The 15,502-nt window shown below is 52.2% G+C and carries 14 protein-coding genes; 13 read left to right on the top strand and 1 reads right to left on the bottom strand.

Translation table 11 applies throughout. The features are described from left to right. The first annotated feature begins 1 nt into the window (after position 1). Genes hybA through hybG form a run of 7 tightly spaced genes read left to right on the top strand, consistent with a single transcriptional unit; the run spans position 2 to position 5,444 of the window. Positions 2 to 988, top strand: a complete 987-nt coding sequence (gene hybA / locus HV041_RS23200; RefSeq protein ID WP_005123143.1) for a hydrogenase 2 operon protein HybA — start codon at positions 2 to 4, stop codon at positions 986 to 988. Next, positions 978 to 2,156, top strand: a complete 1,179-nt coding sequence (hybB, locus tag HV041_RS23195; protein ID WP_101742487.1) for a Ni/Fe-hydrogenase cytochrome b subunit — start codon at positions 978 to 980, stop codon at positions 2,154 to 2,156. The genes hybA and hybB overlap by 11 nt, the downstream gene beginning before the upstream one ends. Beyond that, positions 2,153 to 3,856, top strand: a complete 1,704-nt coding sequence (hybC, locus tag HV041_RS23190) for a hydrogenase 2 large subunit (RefSeq protein WP_003024476.1) — start codon at positions 2,153 to 2,155, stop codon at positions 3,854 to 3,856. Before hybB ends, hybC begins: the two co-directional genes overlap by 4 nt. Next, on the top strand, positions 3,856 to 4,350 hold the full coding sequence (locus tag HV041_RS23185) for a HyaD/HybD family hydrogenase maturation endopeptidase (protein WP_061068591.1): 495 nt from the start codon (positions 3,856 to 3,858) through the stop codon (positions 4,348 to 4,350). Before hybC ends, HV041_RS23185 begins: the two co-directional genes overlap by 1 nt. Further along, a complete protein-coding gene (gene hybE, locus HV041_RS23180) occupies positions 4,343 to 4,831 on the top strand; it encodes a hydrogenase-2 assembly chaperone (RefSeq protein WP_005123148.1) in 489 nt (162 codons plus the stop codon). The genes HV041_RS23185 and hybE overlap by 8 nt, the downstream gene beginning before the upstream one ends. Further along, positions 4,824 to 5,165: a hydrogenase maturation nickel metallochaperone HypA gene (gene hypA, locus HV041_RS23175; protein WP_003828349.1), complete on the top strand. Its 342-nt coding sequence runs from the start codon at positions 4,824 to 4,826 to the stop codon at positions 5,163 to 5,165. The genes hybE and hypA overlap by 8 nt, the downstream gene beginning before the upstream one ends. A 30-nt stretch (positions 5,166 to 5,195) precedes the next feature. Beyond that, positions 5,196 to 5,444: a hydrogenase maturation factor HybG gene (hybG, locus tag HV041_RS23170; RefSeq protein WP_048213216.1), complete on the top strand. Its 249-nt coding sequence runs from the start codon at positions 5,196 to 5,198 to the stop codon at positions 5,442 to 5,444. Positions 5,445 to 5,539: 95 nt separating this feature from the next. Here the strand turns inward: hybG and yghU are convergent, their stop codons facing one another. After that, entirely contained in the window at positions 5,540 to 6,406 is an 867-nt protein-coding gene (gene yghU / locus HV041_RS23165) for a glutathione-dependent disulfide-bond oxidoreductase (protein ID WP_121585046.1), read from the bottom strand. A gap of 217 nt (positions 6,407 to 6,623) precedes the next feature. Between yghU and HV041_RS23160 the strand changes: the two genes are divergently transcribed. From HV041_RS23160 to tssL, 6 genes are all read left to right on the top strand, one after another. Beyond that, positions 6,624 to 8,912: an FdhF/YdeP family oxidoreductase gene (locus tag HV041_RS23160; protein ID WP_121585045.1), complete on the top strand. Its 2,289-nt coding sequence runs from the start codon at positions 6,624 to 6,626 to the stop codon at positions 8,910 to 8,912. 153 nt (positions 8,913 to 9,065) lie between these two features. After that, positions 9,066 to 10,928, top strand: a complete 1,863-nt coding sequence (gene gss, locus HV041_RS23155) for a bifunctional glutathionylspermidine amidase/synthase (protein WP_121585044.1) — start codon at positions 9,066 to 9,068, stop codon at positions 10,926 to 10,928. Between the two features lie 470 nt (positions 10,929 to 11,398). Beyond that, entirely contained in the window at positions 11,399 to 11,896 is a 498-nt protein-coding gene (gene tssB, locus HV041_RS23150; protein ID WP_048213212.1) for a type VI secretion system contractile sheath small subunit, read from the top strand. Between the two features lie 65 nt (positions 11,897 to 11,961). Further along, positions 11,962 to 13,491 carry a type VI secretion system contractile sheath large subunit gene (gene tssC / locus HV041_RS23145; RefSeq protein ID WP_165712690.1) on the top strand — a complete coding sequence of 510 codons (1,530 nt, stop codon included), beginning with the start codon at positions 11,962 to 11,964 and terminating at the stop codon, positions 13,489 to 13,491. Positions 13,492 to 13,514: 23 nt separating this feature from the next. Next, complete coding sequence (gene tssK / locus HV041_RS23140; RefSeq protein ID WP_165712687.1) at positions 13,515 to 14,852, top strand: type VI secretion system baseplate subunit TssK; 1,338 nt, start codon at positions 13,515 to 13,517, stop codon at positions 14,850 to 14,852. Positions 14,853 to 14,857: 5 nt separating this feature from the next. Further along, a complete protein-coding gene (gene tssL / locus HV041_RS23135; RefSeq protein WP_165712684.1) occupies positions 14,858 to 15,499 on the top strand; it encodes a type VI secretion system protein TssL, short form in 642 nt (213 codons plus the stop codon). Positions 15,500 to 15,502: the final 3 nt, after the last annotated feature.

The raw sequence follows: 15,502 nt of genomic DNA, 5'->3' as shown, positions 1-15,502 counted from the left end.
CGTGAACAGACGTAACTTTATTAAAGCAGCCTCCAGCGGGGCATTGCTGTTGGGCGCCGCGCCGTCCATCAGCCATGCGGCTGCAGAAAACCGTCCGCCGATCCCGGGTTCTCTTGGGATGCTTTATGATTCGACGCTGTGCGTAGGCTGCCAGGCCTGCGTCACTAAGTGTCAGGATATCAACTTCCCGGCGCGTAACCCGGAAGGCGAGCAAACCTGGTCGAACAACGACAAATTGTCACCGTACACCAACAACATCATCCAGGTGTGGCGTAGCGGAACAGGCGTTAACAAAGACCAGGAAGAAAATGGTTACGCATACATTAAGAAACAGTGCATGCACTGTGTCGATCCAAACTGCGTCTCCGTTTGCCCGGTCTCCGCGCTGAAGAAAGACCCGAAAACCGGCATCGTCCACTATGACAAAGATGTCTGTACTGGCTGCCGTTACTGCATGGTCGCCTGTCCGTACAACGTCCCTAAATACGACTACAACAACCCATTTGGTGCGCTTCATAAATGTGAACTGTGTAACCAGAAAGGCGTTGAACGTCTGGACAAAGGTGGCTTACCGGGATGTGTTGAAGTGTGTCCTGCCGGTGCAGTGATTTTTGGTACCCGTGAAGAGCTGATGGCTGAGGCGAAAAAACGTCTCGCACTGAAGCCTGGCAGCGAATACCACTATCCGCGTCAGACAGTGAACGCTGGTGATACCTATCTGCATACGGTACCGAAGTACTACCCACACCTGTACGGTGAGAAAGAAGGTGGTGGTACGCAGGTTATGGTGCTGACGGGTGTTCCTTACGAGGATTTGGATCTGCCGAAGCTGGATGATCTTTCAACTGGTGCGCGTTCCGAACATGTTCAACATTCCCTGTACAAGGGCATGATTTTACCCCTGGCTGCGCTGGCGGGCTTAACCGTGCTGGTTCGTCGTAACACGAAAAACGACCATCACGATGGAGGAGACGATCATGAGTCATGATCCTAAACCGCTGGGCGGAAAAATAATCAGCAAACCGGTCATTATTTTTGGGCCGCTTATCGTCCTGTGTATGCTCCTGATCGTGAAACGTCTGGTCTTCGGATTGGGTTCAGTCTCCGATCTGAACGGCGGTTTCCCGTGGGGCGTATGGATCGCATTTGACCTGTTGATTGGTACTGGCTTTGCGTGCGGCGGTTGGGCGCTGGCGTGGGCGGTGTATGTTTTCAACAGAGGACAATACCATCCACTGGTACGTCCGGCGTTGCTGGCAAGCCTGTTTGGTTACTCGCTGGGTGGTTTGTCGATCACCATTGACGTCGGTCGTTACTGGAACCTGCCGTACTTCTACATTCCGGGTCACTTCAACGTGAACTCGGTACTGTTCGAAACGGCGGTCTGTATGACCATCTATATCGGCATCATGGCGCTGGAATTTGCTCCAGCTCTGTTTGAACGTCTTGGGTGGAAAGTTTCTCTCAAGCGTTTGAATAAAGTGATGTTCTTTGTTATTGCCCTCGGCGCGCTGCTGCCAACCATGCACCAGTCATCAATGGGTTCATTGATGATTTCTGCGGGTTATAAGGTGCATCCGCTCTGGCAAGCTTATGAAATGTTGCCGCTTTTCTCGGTATTAACTGCCTTTATAATGGGCTTCTCGATAGTCATTTTTGAAGGCTCACTGGTACAAGCGGGTCTGAAAGGTAACGGTCCGGACGAGAAAAGTCTGTTCATTAAGCTGACGAATACCATCAGCGTGCTGCTGGCGATTTTCGTGGTCCTGCGCTTTGGCGAGTTGATCTACCGCGACAAGCTGTCGTATGCGTTTGCAGGCGATCTTTACTCCGTGATGTTCTGGATTGAAGTCGTGCTGATGGTCTTCCCGCTGGTGGTGCTGCGCGTCACTAAGCTGCGCAATGACTCGCGCATGCTGTATCTGTCTGCGCTGAGCGCATTGCTGGGTTGTGCGACATGGCGTCTGTCCTACTCGCTGGTGGCGTTCAATCCTGGTGGTGGCTACCACTACTTCCCGACCTGGGAAGAGCTGTTGATTTCTATTGGTTTTGTGGCTATTGAGATTTGTGCATACATCGTACTCATTCGTCTACTGCCGATACTTCCTCCTTTAAAACAAAACGATCAAAATCGTCATGAGGCGAGCAAAGCATGAGCCAGAGAATTACTATTGATCCGGTAACCCGTATTGAGGGTCATTTACGCATCGACTGCGAAATCGAAAATGGCGTGGTATCTAAAGCATGGGCTTCCGGTACCATGTGGCGCGGCATGGAAGAGATCGTGAAAAACCGCGATCCGCGCGATGCCTGGATGATTGTGCAGCGTATTTGTGGTGTTTGCACCACGACTCACGCTATCTCTTCCGTTCGTGCAGCTGAAAGCGCGCTGAATATTGATGTTCCGGTAAATGCACAGTATATCCGTAACATCATTCTGGCCGCGCACACCACGCATGACCATATTGTTCACTTCTATCAGCTGTCTGCGCTGGACTGGGTGGATATCACTTCTGCGCTGAAAGCCGATCCAGCGAAAGCATCTGCCATGCTGAACGGCGTGTCCTCCTGGCACCTGAACAGCGCAGAAGAGTTCACCAAGGTTCAGAACAAGATCAAAGACCTTGTTGCCAGCGGTCAGTTAGGTATTTTTGCCAACGGTTGCTGGGGTCACCCGGCAATGCAGCTGCCGCCGGAAGTGAACCTGATTGCGGTCGCCCACTACCTGCAGGCGCTGGAATGCCAGCGTGATGCCAACCGCGTTGTGGCGCTGTTGGGCGGTAAAACGCCACACATCCAGAACCTGGCGGTAGGTGGGGTCGCTAACCCGATTAACCTCGACGGTCTTGGCGTGCTGAACCTTGAACGCCTGATGTACATCAAGTCTTTCATTGATAAGCTGAGCGACTTCGTTGAGCAGGTTTACAAGGTAGATACCGCGGTTATTGCTGCATTCTATCCTGAGTGGCTGGAACGTGGTCAGGGCGCGGTTAACTATCTGAGTGCGCCGGAATTCCCGACTGACGGTAAAAACGGCAGCTTCCTGTTCCCGGGTGGTTACATTACTAATGAAGATCTGTCGACCTATCGTCCGATCACCTCTCACTCCGATGAGTATCTTATCAAAGGGATTCAGGAGAGTGCGAAACACGCGTGGTACAAAGACGAAGCGCCGCAGGCTCCGTGGGAAGGCACAACGGTTCCTGATTACACCGGTTGGTCAGATGACGGCAAGTACTCCTGGGTTAAAGCGCCGACCTTCTACGGGAAAACGGTTGAAGTGGGTCCGCTGGCTAACATGCTGTGTAAACTGGCGGCCAAACGCGAGTCTACCCATGCCAAGCTGAATGAAATCATCGCGATTTACACCAAGCTGACCGGTAAAACTATCGAAGTGTCGCAGCTGCACTCTACGCTGGGTCGTATTATTGGCCGTACCGTTCACTGCTGTGAACTGCAGAACGTTCTGCAGGATCAGTACAACGCGCTGATCGTGAACATCGGTAAAGGCGACCACACCACCTTCGTGAAACCGGATATCCCGGCAACGGGCGAATTCAAAGGTGTCGGTTTCCTTGAAGCGCCGCGCGGTATGCTGTCTCACTGGATGGTGATTAAAGATGGCATTATCAGCAACTACCAGGCGGTTGTACCGTCAACCTGGAACTCTGGCCCACGTAACTTTAATGATGAAGTGGGACCGTATGAGCGCTCGCTGGTAGGAACGCCGATTGCCGATCCAAACAAACCGCTGGAAGTGGTTCGTACCATTCACTCCTTCGACCCTTGTATGTCATGTGCGGTGCATGTGGTGGACGTTGACGGGAACGAAGTGGTCTCAGTTAAGGTTCTGTAATGCGGATATTAGTCTTAGGGGTCGGCAATATTTTGCTGACCGACGAAGCCATCGGGGTGCGTATCGTTGAGGCATTAGAGCAACGGTACATCCTGCCAGACTTTGTTGATGTTCTGGACGGTGGTACGGCTGGGATGGAGCTTCTCGGCGATATGGCGAACAGAGATCATCTAATCATTGCTGACGCCATTGTGTCGAAGAAAAACACGCCAGGAACGATGATGGTTCTGCGGGATGAAGAGATCCCGGCGCTGTTTACCAACAAAATCTCACCGCACCAGCTTGGCCTGGCCGACGTTTTGTCGGCCCTGCGTTTCACTGGCGAGTTTCCGAAAAAGCTGACGTTAGTCGGCGTTATTCCGGAATCGCTGGAGCCGCATATCGGGCTAACGCCAACGGTCGAAGCGATGATTGAACCTGCGCTTGAGCAGGTTCTTGCCGCGCTGCGCGAGTCTGGCGTTGAAGCTATTCCACGGGAGAAGGCACATGTCTGAGGAGTTCTTAGGCTTTCAGACAGCCCCGAAGCAGCAAATTCAGGCCGCGTTTGAAGAGGTTGCCCGGCGTTCGATGCACGATCTTTCTTTCCTGCATCCGAATATGCCGGTATATGTCTCTGATTTTACGCTGTTTGAAGGACAGTGGACGGGGTGTGTTATCACACCCTGGATGCTCAGCGCGCTGATTTTCCCCGGGCCGGATCAGGTCTGGCCGGTGCGTAAAGTCAGCGAAAAAATCGGGTTGCGTCTGCCGTATGGCGAAATGACCTTTACCGTGGGTGAACTGGAGGGTGTATCGCAATACCTCTCCTGTTCGCTGATGTCGCCGCTTTCGCACAGCATGTCTGCGCAAGAAGGTGTGCGCCTGACTGACGATTGCGCACGAATGCTGTTATCGCTGCCGGTAAGCGATCCAAATGCGCCGCAGCTCAACCGCCGCGCGCTGCTGCTGGGTCGTCGGAACTGCGAAAATGCATGAGCTGTCCCTTTGTCAGAGCGCGGTTGAGATTGTTCAACAGCAGGCAGAGCAGCACGGTGTCAAACGTGTAACCGGCGTTTGGCTGGAAATCGGGGCGCTCTCCTGCGTTGAAGAGAGCGCCGTGCGTTTCAGTTTCGACATCGTCTGTCAGGGGACGCTGGCCCAGGGTTGTGAGCTGCATATTGATTACAAACCCGCCCAGGCGTGGTGCTGGGATTGCAGTCAGGTCGTAGAGATCACCCAGCATGATGCGCAGTGTCCTCTCTGTCAGGGCGATCGTCTGCGGGTAGATGCTGGCGATTCACTGAAAGTGAAAAGTATTGAAGTCGAATAGCCCATAGGTTGCTATGGGGCGGAGTCAGATATGTGTATTGGAGTCCCTGGTCAGGTTCTGGCCGTTGGTGAAGATATTCACCAGCTTGCGCAGGTTGAAGTGTGCGGCATCAAGCGTGATGTCAATATTGCCCTGATATGTGAAGGCGAGCCTGCCGAACTGGTCGGGCAATGGGTGCTGGTGCACGTAGGGTTCGCCATGAGCATCATTGATGAAGATGAAGCTAAATTCACATTGGATGCACTTCGCCGCATGGAGTATGACGTCACCAGCGCTTGATTTTATGCCGGATGGCGGCGCAAACGCCTTATCCGGCCTACGGCATGACATCTTTGTAGGCCTGATAAGACGCCCCGGCGTCGCCATCAGGCATTTTAGCCCTGACGCTTATCTTCGGTATGGGTATCGAAGTCGCTGGCATCATGGCGTTCATGAAGCTGCTCATTCAGCGGTCCGTTAGTGCGGTTTACAATACGGCCCCGCTTAACTGCCGGACGCGCCGCAATCTCCTTTGCCCAGCGCTGCACGTGCTTGTAGCTTCCAGCATCAAGGAACTCTGCCACATCATAGACGTTCCCCAATACCACGTTGCCAAACCACGGCCAGACCGCCATATCGGCAATGGTGTATTCATCTCCGGCGACAAACTGATGCTGTGCTAACTGTTTATCCAACACGTCGAGTAAGCGTTTGGCTTCCATGGTGAAGCGGTTGATCGCGTACTCAATCTTCACTGGCGCATAGTTGTAGAAGTGGCCAAAGCCACCGCCAAGGAATGGGGCTGCGCCTTGTAGCCAGAATAACCAGTTCAGCGTTTCAGTACGTTTTGCCAAATCCTGCGGCAAGAAATAACCATATTTTTCCGCCAGATAGAGTAGGATTGCGCCAGATTCGAATACGCGAACCGGTGGGTTTTGCGAGTGATCGCGTAGCGCCGGGATCTTCGAGTTCGGATTCACCTCCACAAAGCCGCTGGAAAACTGATCGCCATCGCCGATGCGGATGATCCAGGCATCGTATTCCGCGCCCTTCACGCCCTGCGCCAGCAGCTCCTCCAGCATAATTGTCACTTTCTGCCCGTTTGGCGTACCCAACGAATAGAGCTGCAGCGGATGCTTGCCAACTGGCAGTGTTTTCTCGTGTGTAGCGCCGGAAACAGGGCGATTGATATTGGCGAATGCGCCGCCGTTCGATTTTTCCCACGTCCAGACTTTCGCGGGCTGATAGGTATTGTCTGACATAGTGACCTGCCTTCTGAGTGGTTGTTTGATGCAGTGTAGCAGCCAGGTAGAACTCAATTTAACAGATTGGGACTTTATGCCGTTTTGTGCTGAAAGGGGAAGATAAATCTAACCCGTTCATTGTACCTGGCCCGTACTCCATGAAGAGGAAATCAATGTTGGACGGAAATTGCTACCGTATTCACCATCAAAAATTGGCGGTGAATAAGCAGTAATAATGAAAAAGGGTGTTCCAGGAGTAAGCGGTTATCAGGGCCCGGCGGGTGGGTGGGGCGCGGTAAAAGCCGTCACTGCTTCGTTGTTTTCGCAAAAGGCTGTCGCCCGCGACATTATCGCGATGTTTAAAATGAACCAGGTGAAAGGGTTCGACTGTCCGGGCTGTGCGTGGCCGGACCCAGGCCATCGGGCACCGATGGAGCTGTGCGAAAACGGCGTTAAGGCAGTCACCTGGGAGACAACCCGCAAGAAAGCGTCACCGGAATTTTTCAGCCGTCATCCGGTTTCTACGCTATGGCACTACAGCGATTATGAACTGGAAAATATCGGTCGTTTGACGCATCCAATGAAATACGATGCAGCGTCAGACACCTGGCAGGCGGTGGATTGGGATATCGCCTTCCATGAGATCGGCGAGCGTCTGCGCAGCTATGAGTCAGCCCAGCAGGTTGAGTTTTACACCTCCGGCAGAACGTCAAATGAGGCGGCGTTCCTGTATCAGCTGTTTGCCCGCGAATATGGCAGCAGTAACTTTCCTGATTGCTCCAACATGTGCCACGGACCGACCAGCGCAGGGCTGACGCCAGCCATTGGCCTTGGAAAAGGAACCGTTGAACTTGAGGACTTTGACCACTGCGATCTGGTGATTTGTATCGGGCATAACCCAGGCACTAACCATCCGCGCATGCTGACCACCTTACGCGACGTTGCCAAACGCGGGGCTAAAATTATCTCCATTAATCCGCTGAACGAAAGGGGGCTTGAGCGCTTTAGCTTCCCGCAAAGCGCGAAAGAGATGTTCACCGGTCAGGCAACGGAGCTAAGCAACGACTACTACCAGGTAAAAATGGGCGGTGACGCCTCGCTGCTCAAAGGCATCATGAAGGCGCTGATCGAAATGGACGAAGCGCGGATCTTACTGGATCAGCAGCCGACGCTCGATCATGCGTTTATCGAAGAGCATACCGCAGGATATGCCGCGCTGTATGATGACTTACGCCAGCGTAGCTGGGCGGAGCTGGAACAGGACTCGGGATTGACGCGCAGTCAGATGGAAGATCTGGCGCACAGCTACAGTAAATCCCGCGCCACGATTGTTTGTTACGGTCTGGGCATCACCCAGCATAAAAACGGCACTGAGAACGTCCAGCAACTGGTAAACCTGCTGCTGCTGAAAGGCAATATAGGTAAGCCTGGGGCGGGGATCTGCCCGTTGCGCGGTCATTCTAATGTGCAGGGCGATCGTTCTGTGGGGATCAACGAAGCGGCGTCCGAAGATTTCCTGCAACGCCTTGAGACGTATTTTTCTATCCGTGTTCCGCGCAAACATGGCCGTTCCAGCGTGGAGAGTATTCGGGCCATCGAGCGGGGCGATGCAAAAGCGCTCATCTGCATGGGCGGCAATCTGGCGGTGGCGATGCCCCAGCCGCAGCGTACCTTTGCGGCGATGAAAAATCTGGATCTGCAGGTCCATGTGGCGACCAAACTGAACAGATCGCACCTGCTGCTGGCAAAACACAACTATCTACTCCCTGCGTTGGGGAGAACCGAGCGCGATGTGCAGGCGACGGGCATTCAGTCGGTGACCGTCGAAGACTCGATGTCGATGGTTCACGCGTCCTGCGGGGCACTGAAACCGGCCTCCCGCTGGCTAAAATCAGAGCCCGCGATTGTGGCGGGCATAGCACGCGCCACGTTGCCTCTTTCGCCGATCAACTGGGAAGCGTTAACCGGGGACTACGCGTTGATCCGTGACGCCATTGAAGCCGTGATCCCGGCGTTCCACGATTACAACGCACGTATTGCCGAGCCGGGCGGATTTCGTATGGATACCCCTGCATCGCGCCGTGAATGGCGAACGGAGAATGGCAAAGCCAACTTTATCGTCAGCCATCAGCGGGCGGTAGAGCGGGAGAACCAGCCTGCTGCTGCGCTTGTGCTGGCGACGCTACGCAGCCACGATCAGTACAACACCACGATTTATGGTATGAACGATCGCTATCGTGGCATTACCGGCCGTCGGGATGTGGTGTTTTTAAGCGCTGAAGAAGCGATGAGCCGCGGTCTGAGCCAGGGTGATGTGGTCAACGTTCAGGCGCTGGACGACAACGGTCAGCCCTGCGCGGATCGCATCATGTACGGCTTAACGGTGGTGATTTACAACATGGCGGCTGGCTCAATTGGCGCGTATTTGCCGGAAGCGAATGTCCTGCTGTCGCTGGATGCGGTAGATACACAAAGTTTGACTCCGGCCTATAAAAGCGTACCGGTCACCCTGACCAAAGCGTAGTTCCTGCTGTGAATTTTTCGCCTCTGAGCGCCAGCCGCTGCGTTGAGGTGTATGATGATGTCGACCTCTGTCCGGTTAGTGTCGCAGAGCAGGCAACCAGAGCGAAAAATTCACGCCAACCTGCTCAGGCTGTATTGTTTTGAGGTAAGGTGCATGAGCAAAGGAACGACCAGTCAGGATGCCCCATTCGGGACATTATTGGGCTACGCCCCAGGTGGCGTAGCAATCTACTCTTCAGATTACAGCTCCCTCGACCCACGGGACTACGACGATGATGCGGCATTTCGCAGCTATATCGACGACGAATACATGGGCCACAAATGGCAGTGCGTAGAGTTCGCACGCCGCTTTCTCTTCCTTAACTATGGCGTGGTCTTCACCGATGTAGGCATGGCCTGGGAGATCTTCTCCTTACGCTTCCTGCGTGAAGTGGTGAATGACAATATCCTGCCGTTACAGGCATTTCCCAATGGTTCGCCCCGCGCGCCGGTAGCAGGCGCGTTGCTTATCTGGCAAAAAGGCGGCGAATTTAAAGATACCGGGCATGTGGCGGTCGTTACCCAGTTGCTGGAAAACAAAATCCGTATTGCCGAACAGAACGTGCTTCATACGCCGCTGCCTCCCGGACAGCAGTGGACCCGCGAGCTGGAGATGGTGGTTGAAAACGGTTGCTACACCCTGCGGGATACCTTTGACGACACCACCATCCTTGGCTGGATGATCCAGACCGAGGATACTCGTTACAGCCTGCCGCAGCCGGAGATCGCTAATGACTCGCTGAAAATTGGCGGCGCGCGACTGGAAGATTACGGGCAGTTTGACGGTAAATGGCTGGATGAACAGGATCCGCTGCAAAAAGCCTACGTGCTGGCGAATGGGCATGTGATTAATCAGGATCCGCATCAGTACTTTACCATTACCGAGAGTGCCGAGCAGGAGCTGATCAAAGCCACCAACGAGCTGCACCTGATGTATCTGCACGCGACCGACAAGGTGCTGAAAGACGACAACTTGCTGGCGCTGTTCGATATCCCGAAAATCCTCTGGCCGCGTCTGCGCCTTTCCTGGCAGCGTCGTCGGCATCATATGATTACGGGTCGTATGGATTTCTGTATGGATGAACGTGGACTGAAGGTGTATGAGTACAACGCCGATTCCGCCTCGTGCCATACCGAAGCTGGCTTGATTCTCGAAAGATGGGCCGAGCGTGGCTACACAGGGCAGGGACACAACCCGGCTGAAGGGTTGATCAACGAACTGGCGGGTGCCTGGAAGCACAGCCGCGCACGTCCGTTTGTCCACATCATGCAGGATAAGGATATCGAAGAAAACTACCACGCGCAGTTTATGCAGCAGGCGCTGCGTCAGGCCGGGTTTGACAGCAAAATTCTGCGTGGCCTCGATGAGCTACGCTGGGATGACGCCGGTCAACTGATTGACGGTGACGGTCGCCTGGTGAACTGCGTCTGGAAAACCTGGGCGTGGGAAACCGCGATTGAGCAGGTGCGAGAGGTCAGCGAAACGGAGTACGCCGCGGTGCCAATTCGTACCGGGCATACCAATCAGGAAGTACGTTTAATCGACGTGCTGTTGCGCCCGGAAGTGCTGGTCTTCGAACCTCTGTGGACGGTGATCCCTGGCAACAAAGCGATATTGCCGATCCTCTGGCAGCTTTTCCCGCATCACCGCTATCTGCTTGATACCGATTTCACTGTTAATGAAGAGTTGGCGCAAACCGGTTATGCGGTGAAACCTATTGCAGGACGTTGTGGCAGCAACATCGATCTGGTGAGTCATCAGGAAGAGCTACTGGATAAAACCAGCGGTAAGTTTGCTGAGCAGAAGAACATTTATCAGCAGCTTTGGTGTCTGCCGAAGGTTGCCGGTAAATATATTCAGGTTTGTACGTTCACCGTAGGTGGTAACTACGGCGGGACCTGCCTGCGCGGTGATGAGTCGCTAGTGATTAAAAAAGAGAGCGATATCGAGCCGTTGATTGTGGTGCAGGAAGCGTAATCTTTCTGCGTGCTCAGGAATGAGGTGCGAAAAGCCGAAGTATATCTTCGGCTTTTTTTTTATTTATAGTTTAATTGATTTCGATTATATTTTAATAAATGATGTGGTCTATATATATAATTATAGATATTCCCCTTATTAATACTTGCATAATAAAAATACATTTATTCAGTGAATGCATTTAACATTATTTAATTCCTGTTGTTTGTATTAGATAAAGAGCTTCTTGATCTCTCTTTTAAATAAATAATACTGATGTATTATTTTGTTGAACAGTGATATTGATCATGTTTTCTATTAGAGAATATATCGGATTACATCGCCACACTAATTATAATCATTAATTGTCATTAACAGTCATTGTTGACTGCCCACAGAAATGACGTTGTATGAAACTCGTTGAGCGATTGGAAAATGCTCCGTCAGGAAATGCAAAATATCGGCAGGAATCGCCGGTCTGAGAGGGATGTATGGGTGACAGTTTTCAGAATGAAGTGCCGACGGCACGCGTTAATATCAAGTTAGATTTACATACCGGAGGCGTTCAGAAAAAGGTTGAATTGCCGTTAAAACTTTTGACCGTGGGTGATTTCAGTAATGGTAGAGAACAACGACCTCTATCGGAACGCGAAAAGGTTGATATTAATAAGAATAATTTCAACGATGTGTTAGCTAAGTTCTCACCAGTCGTTAATCTGAGTGTTAAAAATACGTTAGCTGGTGATGGTAGAAAAGACGATATTAATCTTACCTTTAAAAATATCCACGATTTTGAACCCGAGCAGGTAGCCAGGAATATCCCACAATTACGCGTTCTGTTAGCTATGCGTAACTTACTTCGTGACCTGAAATCTAACTTACTCGATAACGCTGCTTTTCGTCGCGAGCTGGAAACCATCCTTAAGGATCCAGCCCTGAGTCAGGAACTGCGTGATGAACTGGCAACCATGATGCCAGAAGAGATTTAACGCTATACAGGGTTTCCTCCGCTTAATTGGCAGGAATAGTAAAGGATCATAAAAGGAATATGTTGATGTCTGTTCAGGAACATACCTCTTCAGTCGCGGCCACTACGACCAGTGAACGCAGCGTTTATCAATCCCTCTTTGACAAAATTAATCTTTCCCCGGTTTCGGCATTAAAAAATGTTGATGCGTGGCAGAGTGATGAAGCGCTTTCTGATGCCGCTCCGGCTGAACGCGTGACCGCCGCTATTCAGGTTCTGGTCTCATGTCTGGCGGATGCCGCACAGCCAGTAGAGCGCCTGGATAAAACGCTGCTTGATGAACAAATTGCTCGCCTTGATAAGCAGATTAGCGATCAGGTAAATGAAGTCATGCATCATGCTGAGTTTCAGAAGCAAGAATCGCTCTGGCGCGGTTTACATTCGATGATCACCGGCATCGATTTTCGTCGAAATGTCCGGGTAGAAATGATGGATATCAGCAAGGATGCGTTACGTGATGATTTTGACGACGCGCCGGAACTTATCCAGAGCGGGTTATACCGCCATGTTTATATTGAAGAATATGATCAGCCAGGCGGCGAACCCATTGCGGCAATGATTTCAGCATACGAATTTGATAACAGCCCGCAGGATATTGCACTGCTGCGCAATATTTCTGGCGTCTCGGCAGCCTGTCATATGCCGTTTATTGGTGCCGTGGGGCCGAACTTCTTCCTGAAAGAAAATATGGAAGACGTCGCGGCCATAAAAGATATCAATGATTATTTCGAACGAGCTGAATACATCAAGTGGAAAGCATTTCGTGATAGCGATGATTCACGCTACATCGGGCTGACTATGCCGCGTGTGCTGGGTCGCCTGCCGTACGGCCCTGATACGGTGCCGGTACGCAGTTTTAACTATGTTGAAGAAGTTAAGGGGCCGGATCACGAAAAATATCTGTGGACCAGCGCCTCTTTCTCTTTCGCTGTCAACATGGTGAAAAGTTTTATCAAGAATGGCTGGTGCGTCCAGATCCGTGGGCCGCAGGCGGGCGGCGCAGTTAAAGATTTGCCTATCCATTTGTACGATCTGGGTACGGGTAATCAGGTGAAGATTCCATCTGAGGTGATGATTCCGGAAACCCGCGAGTTTGAATTCGCTAACCTCGGCTTTATTCCGCTTTCATATTATAAGAATCGTGATTACGCCTGCTTCTTCTCTGCTAACTCGGCTCAAAAACCTGCGCAGTTTGATACTCCGGAAGCGACGGCTAACAGCCGGATTAACTCACGTCTGCCGTATATCTTCCTGCTTTCTCGCATCGCTCACTACCTGAAAATCTTGCAGCGGGAAAATATTGGCACGACCAAAGATCGCCGTCTGCTTGAGCTTGAACTTAACAACTGGCTGCGCAGTCTGGTAACCGAAATGACCGATCCTGGCGACGACTTGCAGGCATCACACCCGCTGCGTGATGGGCGTGTCGTGGTGGAGGATATTGAGGATAACCCCGGTTTCTTCCGTGTACGCCTGTATGCCATTCCGCATTTCCAGGTTGAAGGTATGGACGTCAGTCTGTCGTTAGTTTCACAAATGCCGAAGTCGAAATCTTAACGACGCAGCGCACAGGAGGTGCGATGAAGATCTATCGTCCGTTATGGAGCGAGGGGGCCTTTCTGGCTCCCCAGCAGTTTCAGCAACAGACACGTTGGGATGCTTATGTCGCTGACGTTGTTGCTCACATGTCACTTTCATCACCGTGGGGCGTCATCAGTGCGGAGTTTGATGAAAGTGCGCTAACGGTTTCCCGTTTGAATCCCGTTAATCTGGTGGTGCGCTTTCCTGACGGTACGTTAGTGGATACAGGTATTTCAGATAACCTGCCTCCGGCGTGTGATTTATCGCATCTTACTGGTTACAGCAGCGTTGATATCGTGCTGGCGTTGCCGCTGCTTTCAGCTAATGGCGGCAATCTTTCATCAGGCAACGGCGTTAGCCGTCCGTGTCGCTGGCAGCAGGAATGGCTACCAGTGCAGGATCTCGCAGGCCAGGAACGGACTGATATGGCGGTATTGCGGCATGCTATTACCCTCCGGTATGCCCATGACGATAACAGCGCTTATCTGACCTGTCCGGTAGCTTGCCTTATTCGTAATGCTCAGGGGCAATGGGAGCTGGGACGCGATTTTTTACCACCCTCGCTTTCACTCTCAGCGAGCCCCTCATTAATCAATTCGCTCGGTGATTTAGTACACCGTATCCAGGCGCGTTGCCGTCGCCTGATGGCCTTGCGCCGTGAAAGTAACGAACGAATGGCGGATTTTGCGGTAGCAGACGTTTCATTGTTTTGGCTGCTAAATGCACTTAATAGCTCGGAGCCTGTTCTGAAAGAAATGCTGCAAAATCCGGGCCGTCACCCCGAACTTTTGTGGCGTGAGTTGGCGCGGTTAGCCGGCAGCCTGCTGACCTTTTCATTAGACAATGATGTCAGTGTTGTACCTCCATACCAGCACGCAAATCCGCAGCAGGTATTCCCGCCACTGTTTGCACTGCTGGTGGAACTACTGGAAGCCAGCCTGCCATCTCGCGTTGTCGCGATTGAACTGACGCAGGAGCGACAGTTCTGGTATGGCGCTCTGTCGGATGCCCGACTGCGTGAAGGCGCTGATTTTTATCTGTCCGTTCGTTCGGCTCTTCCAGCGCATGTCCTCCTGACGCAGTTTCCACAGCTGTGTAAAGCAGGGAGTCGGGCTGATGTGTCGGATGTCGTCAATGTGGCACTTAGCGGCATTCCATTAAAACCGCTGACGCATGTACCCGCAGTCATCCCACTACGACTGGAAAATCAATATTTTGCTCTTGAGATTAATCATCCAACCGCCCAGTCCATGCTGGACGCCGGTAATTGCGCTTTCTATGTGCCGGGAACGTTGGGAGAGATTCAACTTGAGCTATTTGCAGTATTAAGGGATTGAAATAAATGAATAAGGATATTGATCAGGTGTTCTGGCCTACCTGGCTTGCTGTAAGCCAATTACGCGATGGGTCGGAAGTCGACGATGGGGCTGCTTTCTATCGCCGGGCCTGCCAATGGATTGATTCTGCACGTGAGGCCTTACGTGACATGGGATACAGCGAACACAGCGTTGAGCACATGCTCTATACGCAATGTGCATTACTGGATGAAAGCGTGTTGAACCGCAACCGCCAGGATAGCGGTTATATCACCTGGCTTGCGACACCTTTACAGGCTCGCTATTTCAACACCACCAATGCCGGGGAAGAACTTTGGGAGCGCATCCGTACCGTACTGCGCGAGCCCGTTCCTGATACCGCCGTATTAACCTGCTTTTATCGCGCAATCACGCTCGGTTTTGTTGGGCGTTATCGTAAGCAAGGAGACGAGCGTCGTGAAGATGTTCTTGAAGCGCTGACGACTCAGGCAATGCCTTTTAAGTTAAAGCACGATGCGCCAGTCATCATGCGGGCTTCCGGATTCTCTGGCGGTAAGCGCCGCTGGTGGCTGGCATGGCTTGTCGGCGCACTGGCGTTGGGTGCTTTATGGCTCACATTTTCTCATGTCTTACAAGGGCAGATTGCTCAGCTTATCGGGCAGGGTTAAGAC

This window comes from Citrobacter sp. RHBSTW-00029 (genome assembly GCF_014104295.1).
Lineage (GTDB): Bacteria > Pseudomonadota > Gammaproteobacteria > Enterobacterales > Enterobacteriaceae > Citrobacter > Citrobacter youngae.
Note: the sequence above shows the minus strand (reverse complement) of the source record. Positions and strands in the feature narration are given on the sequence as shown.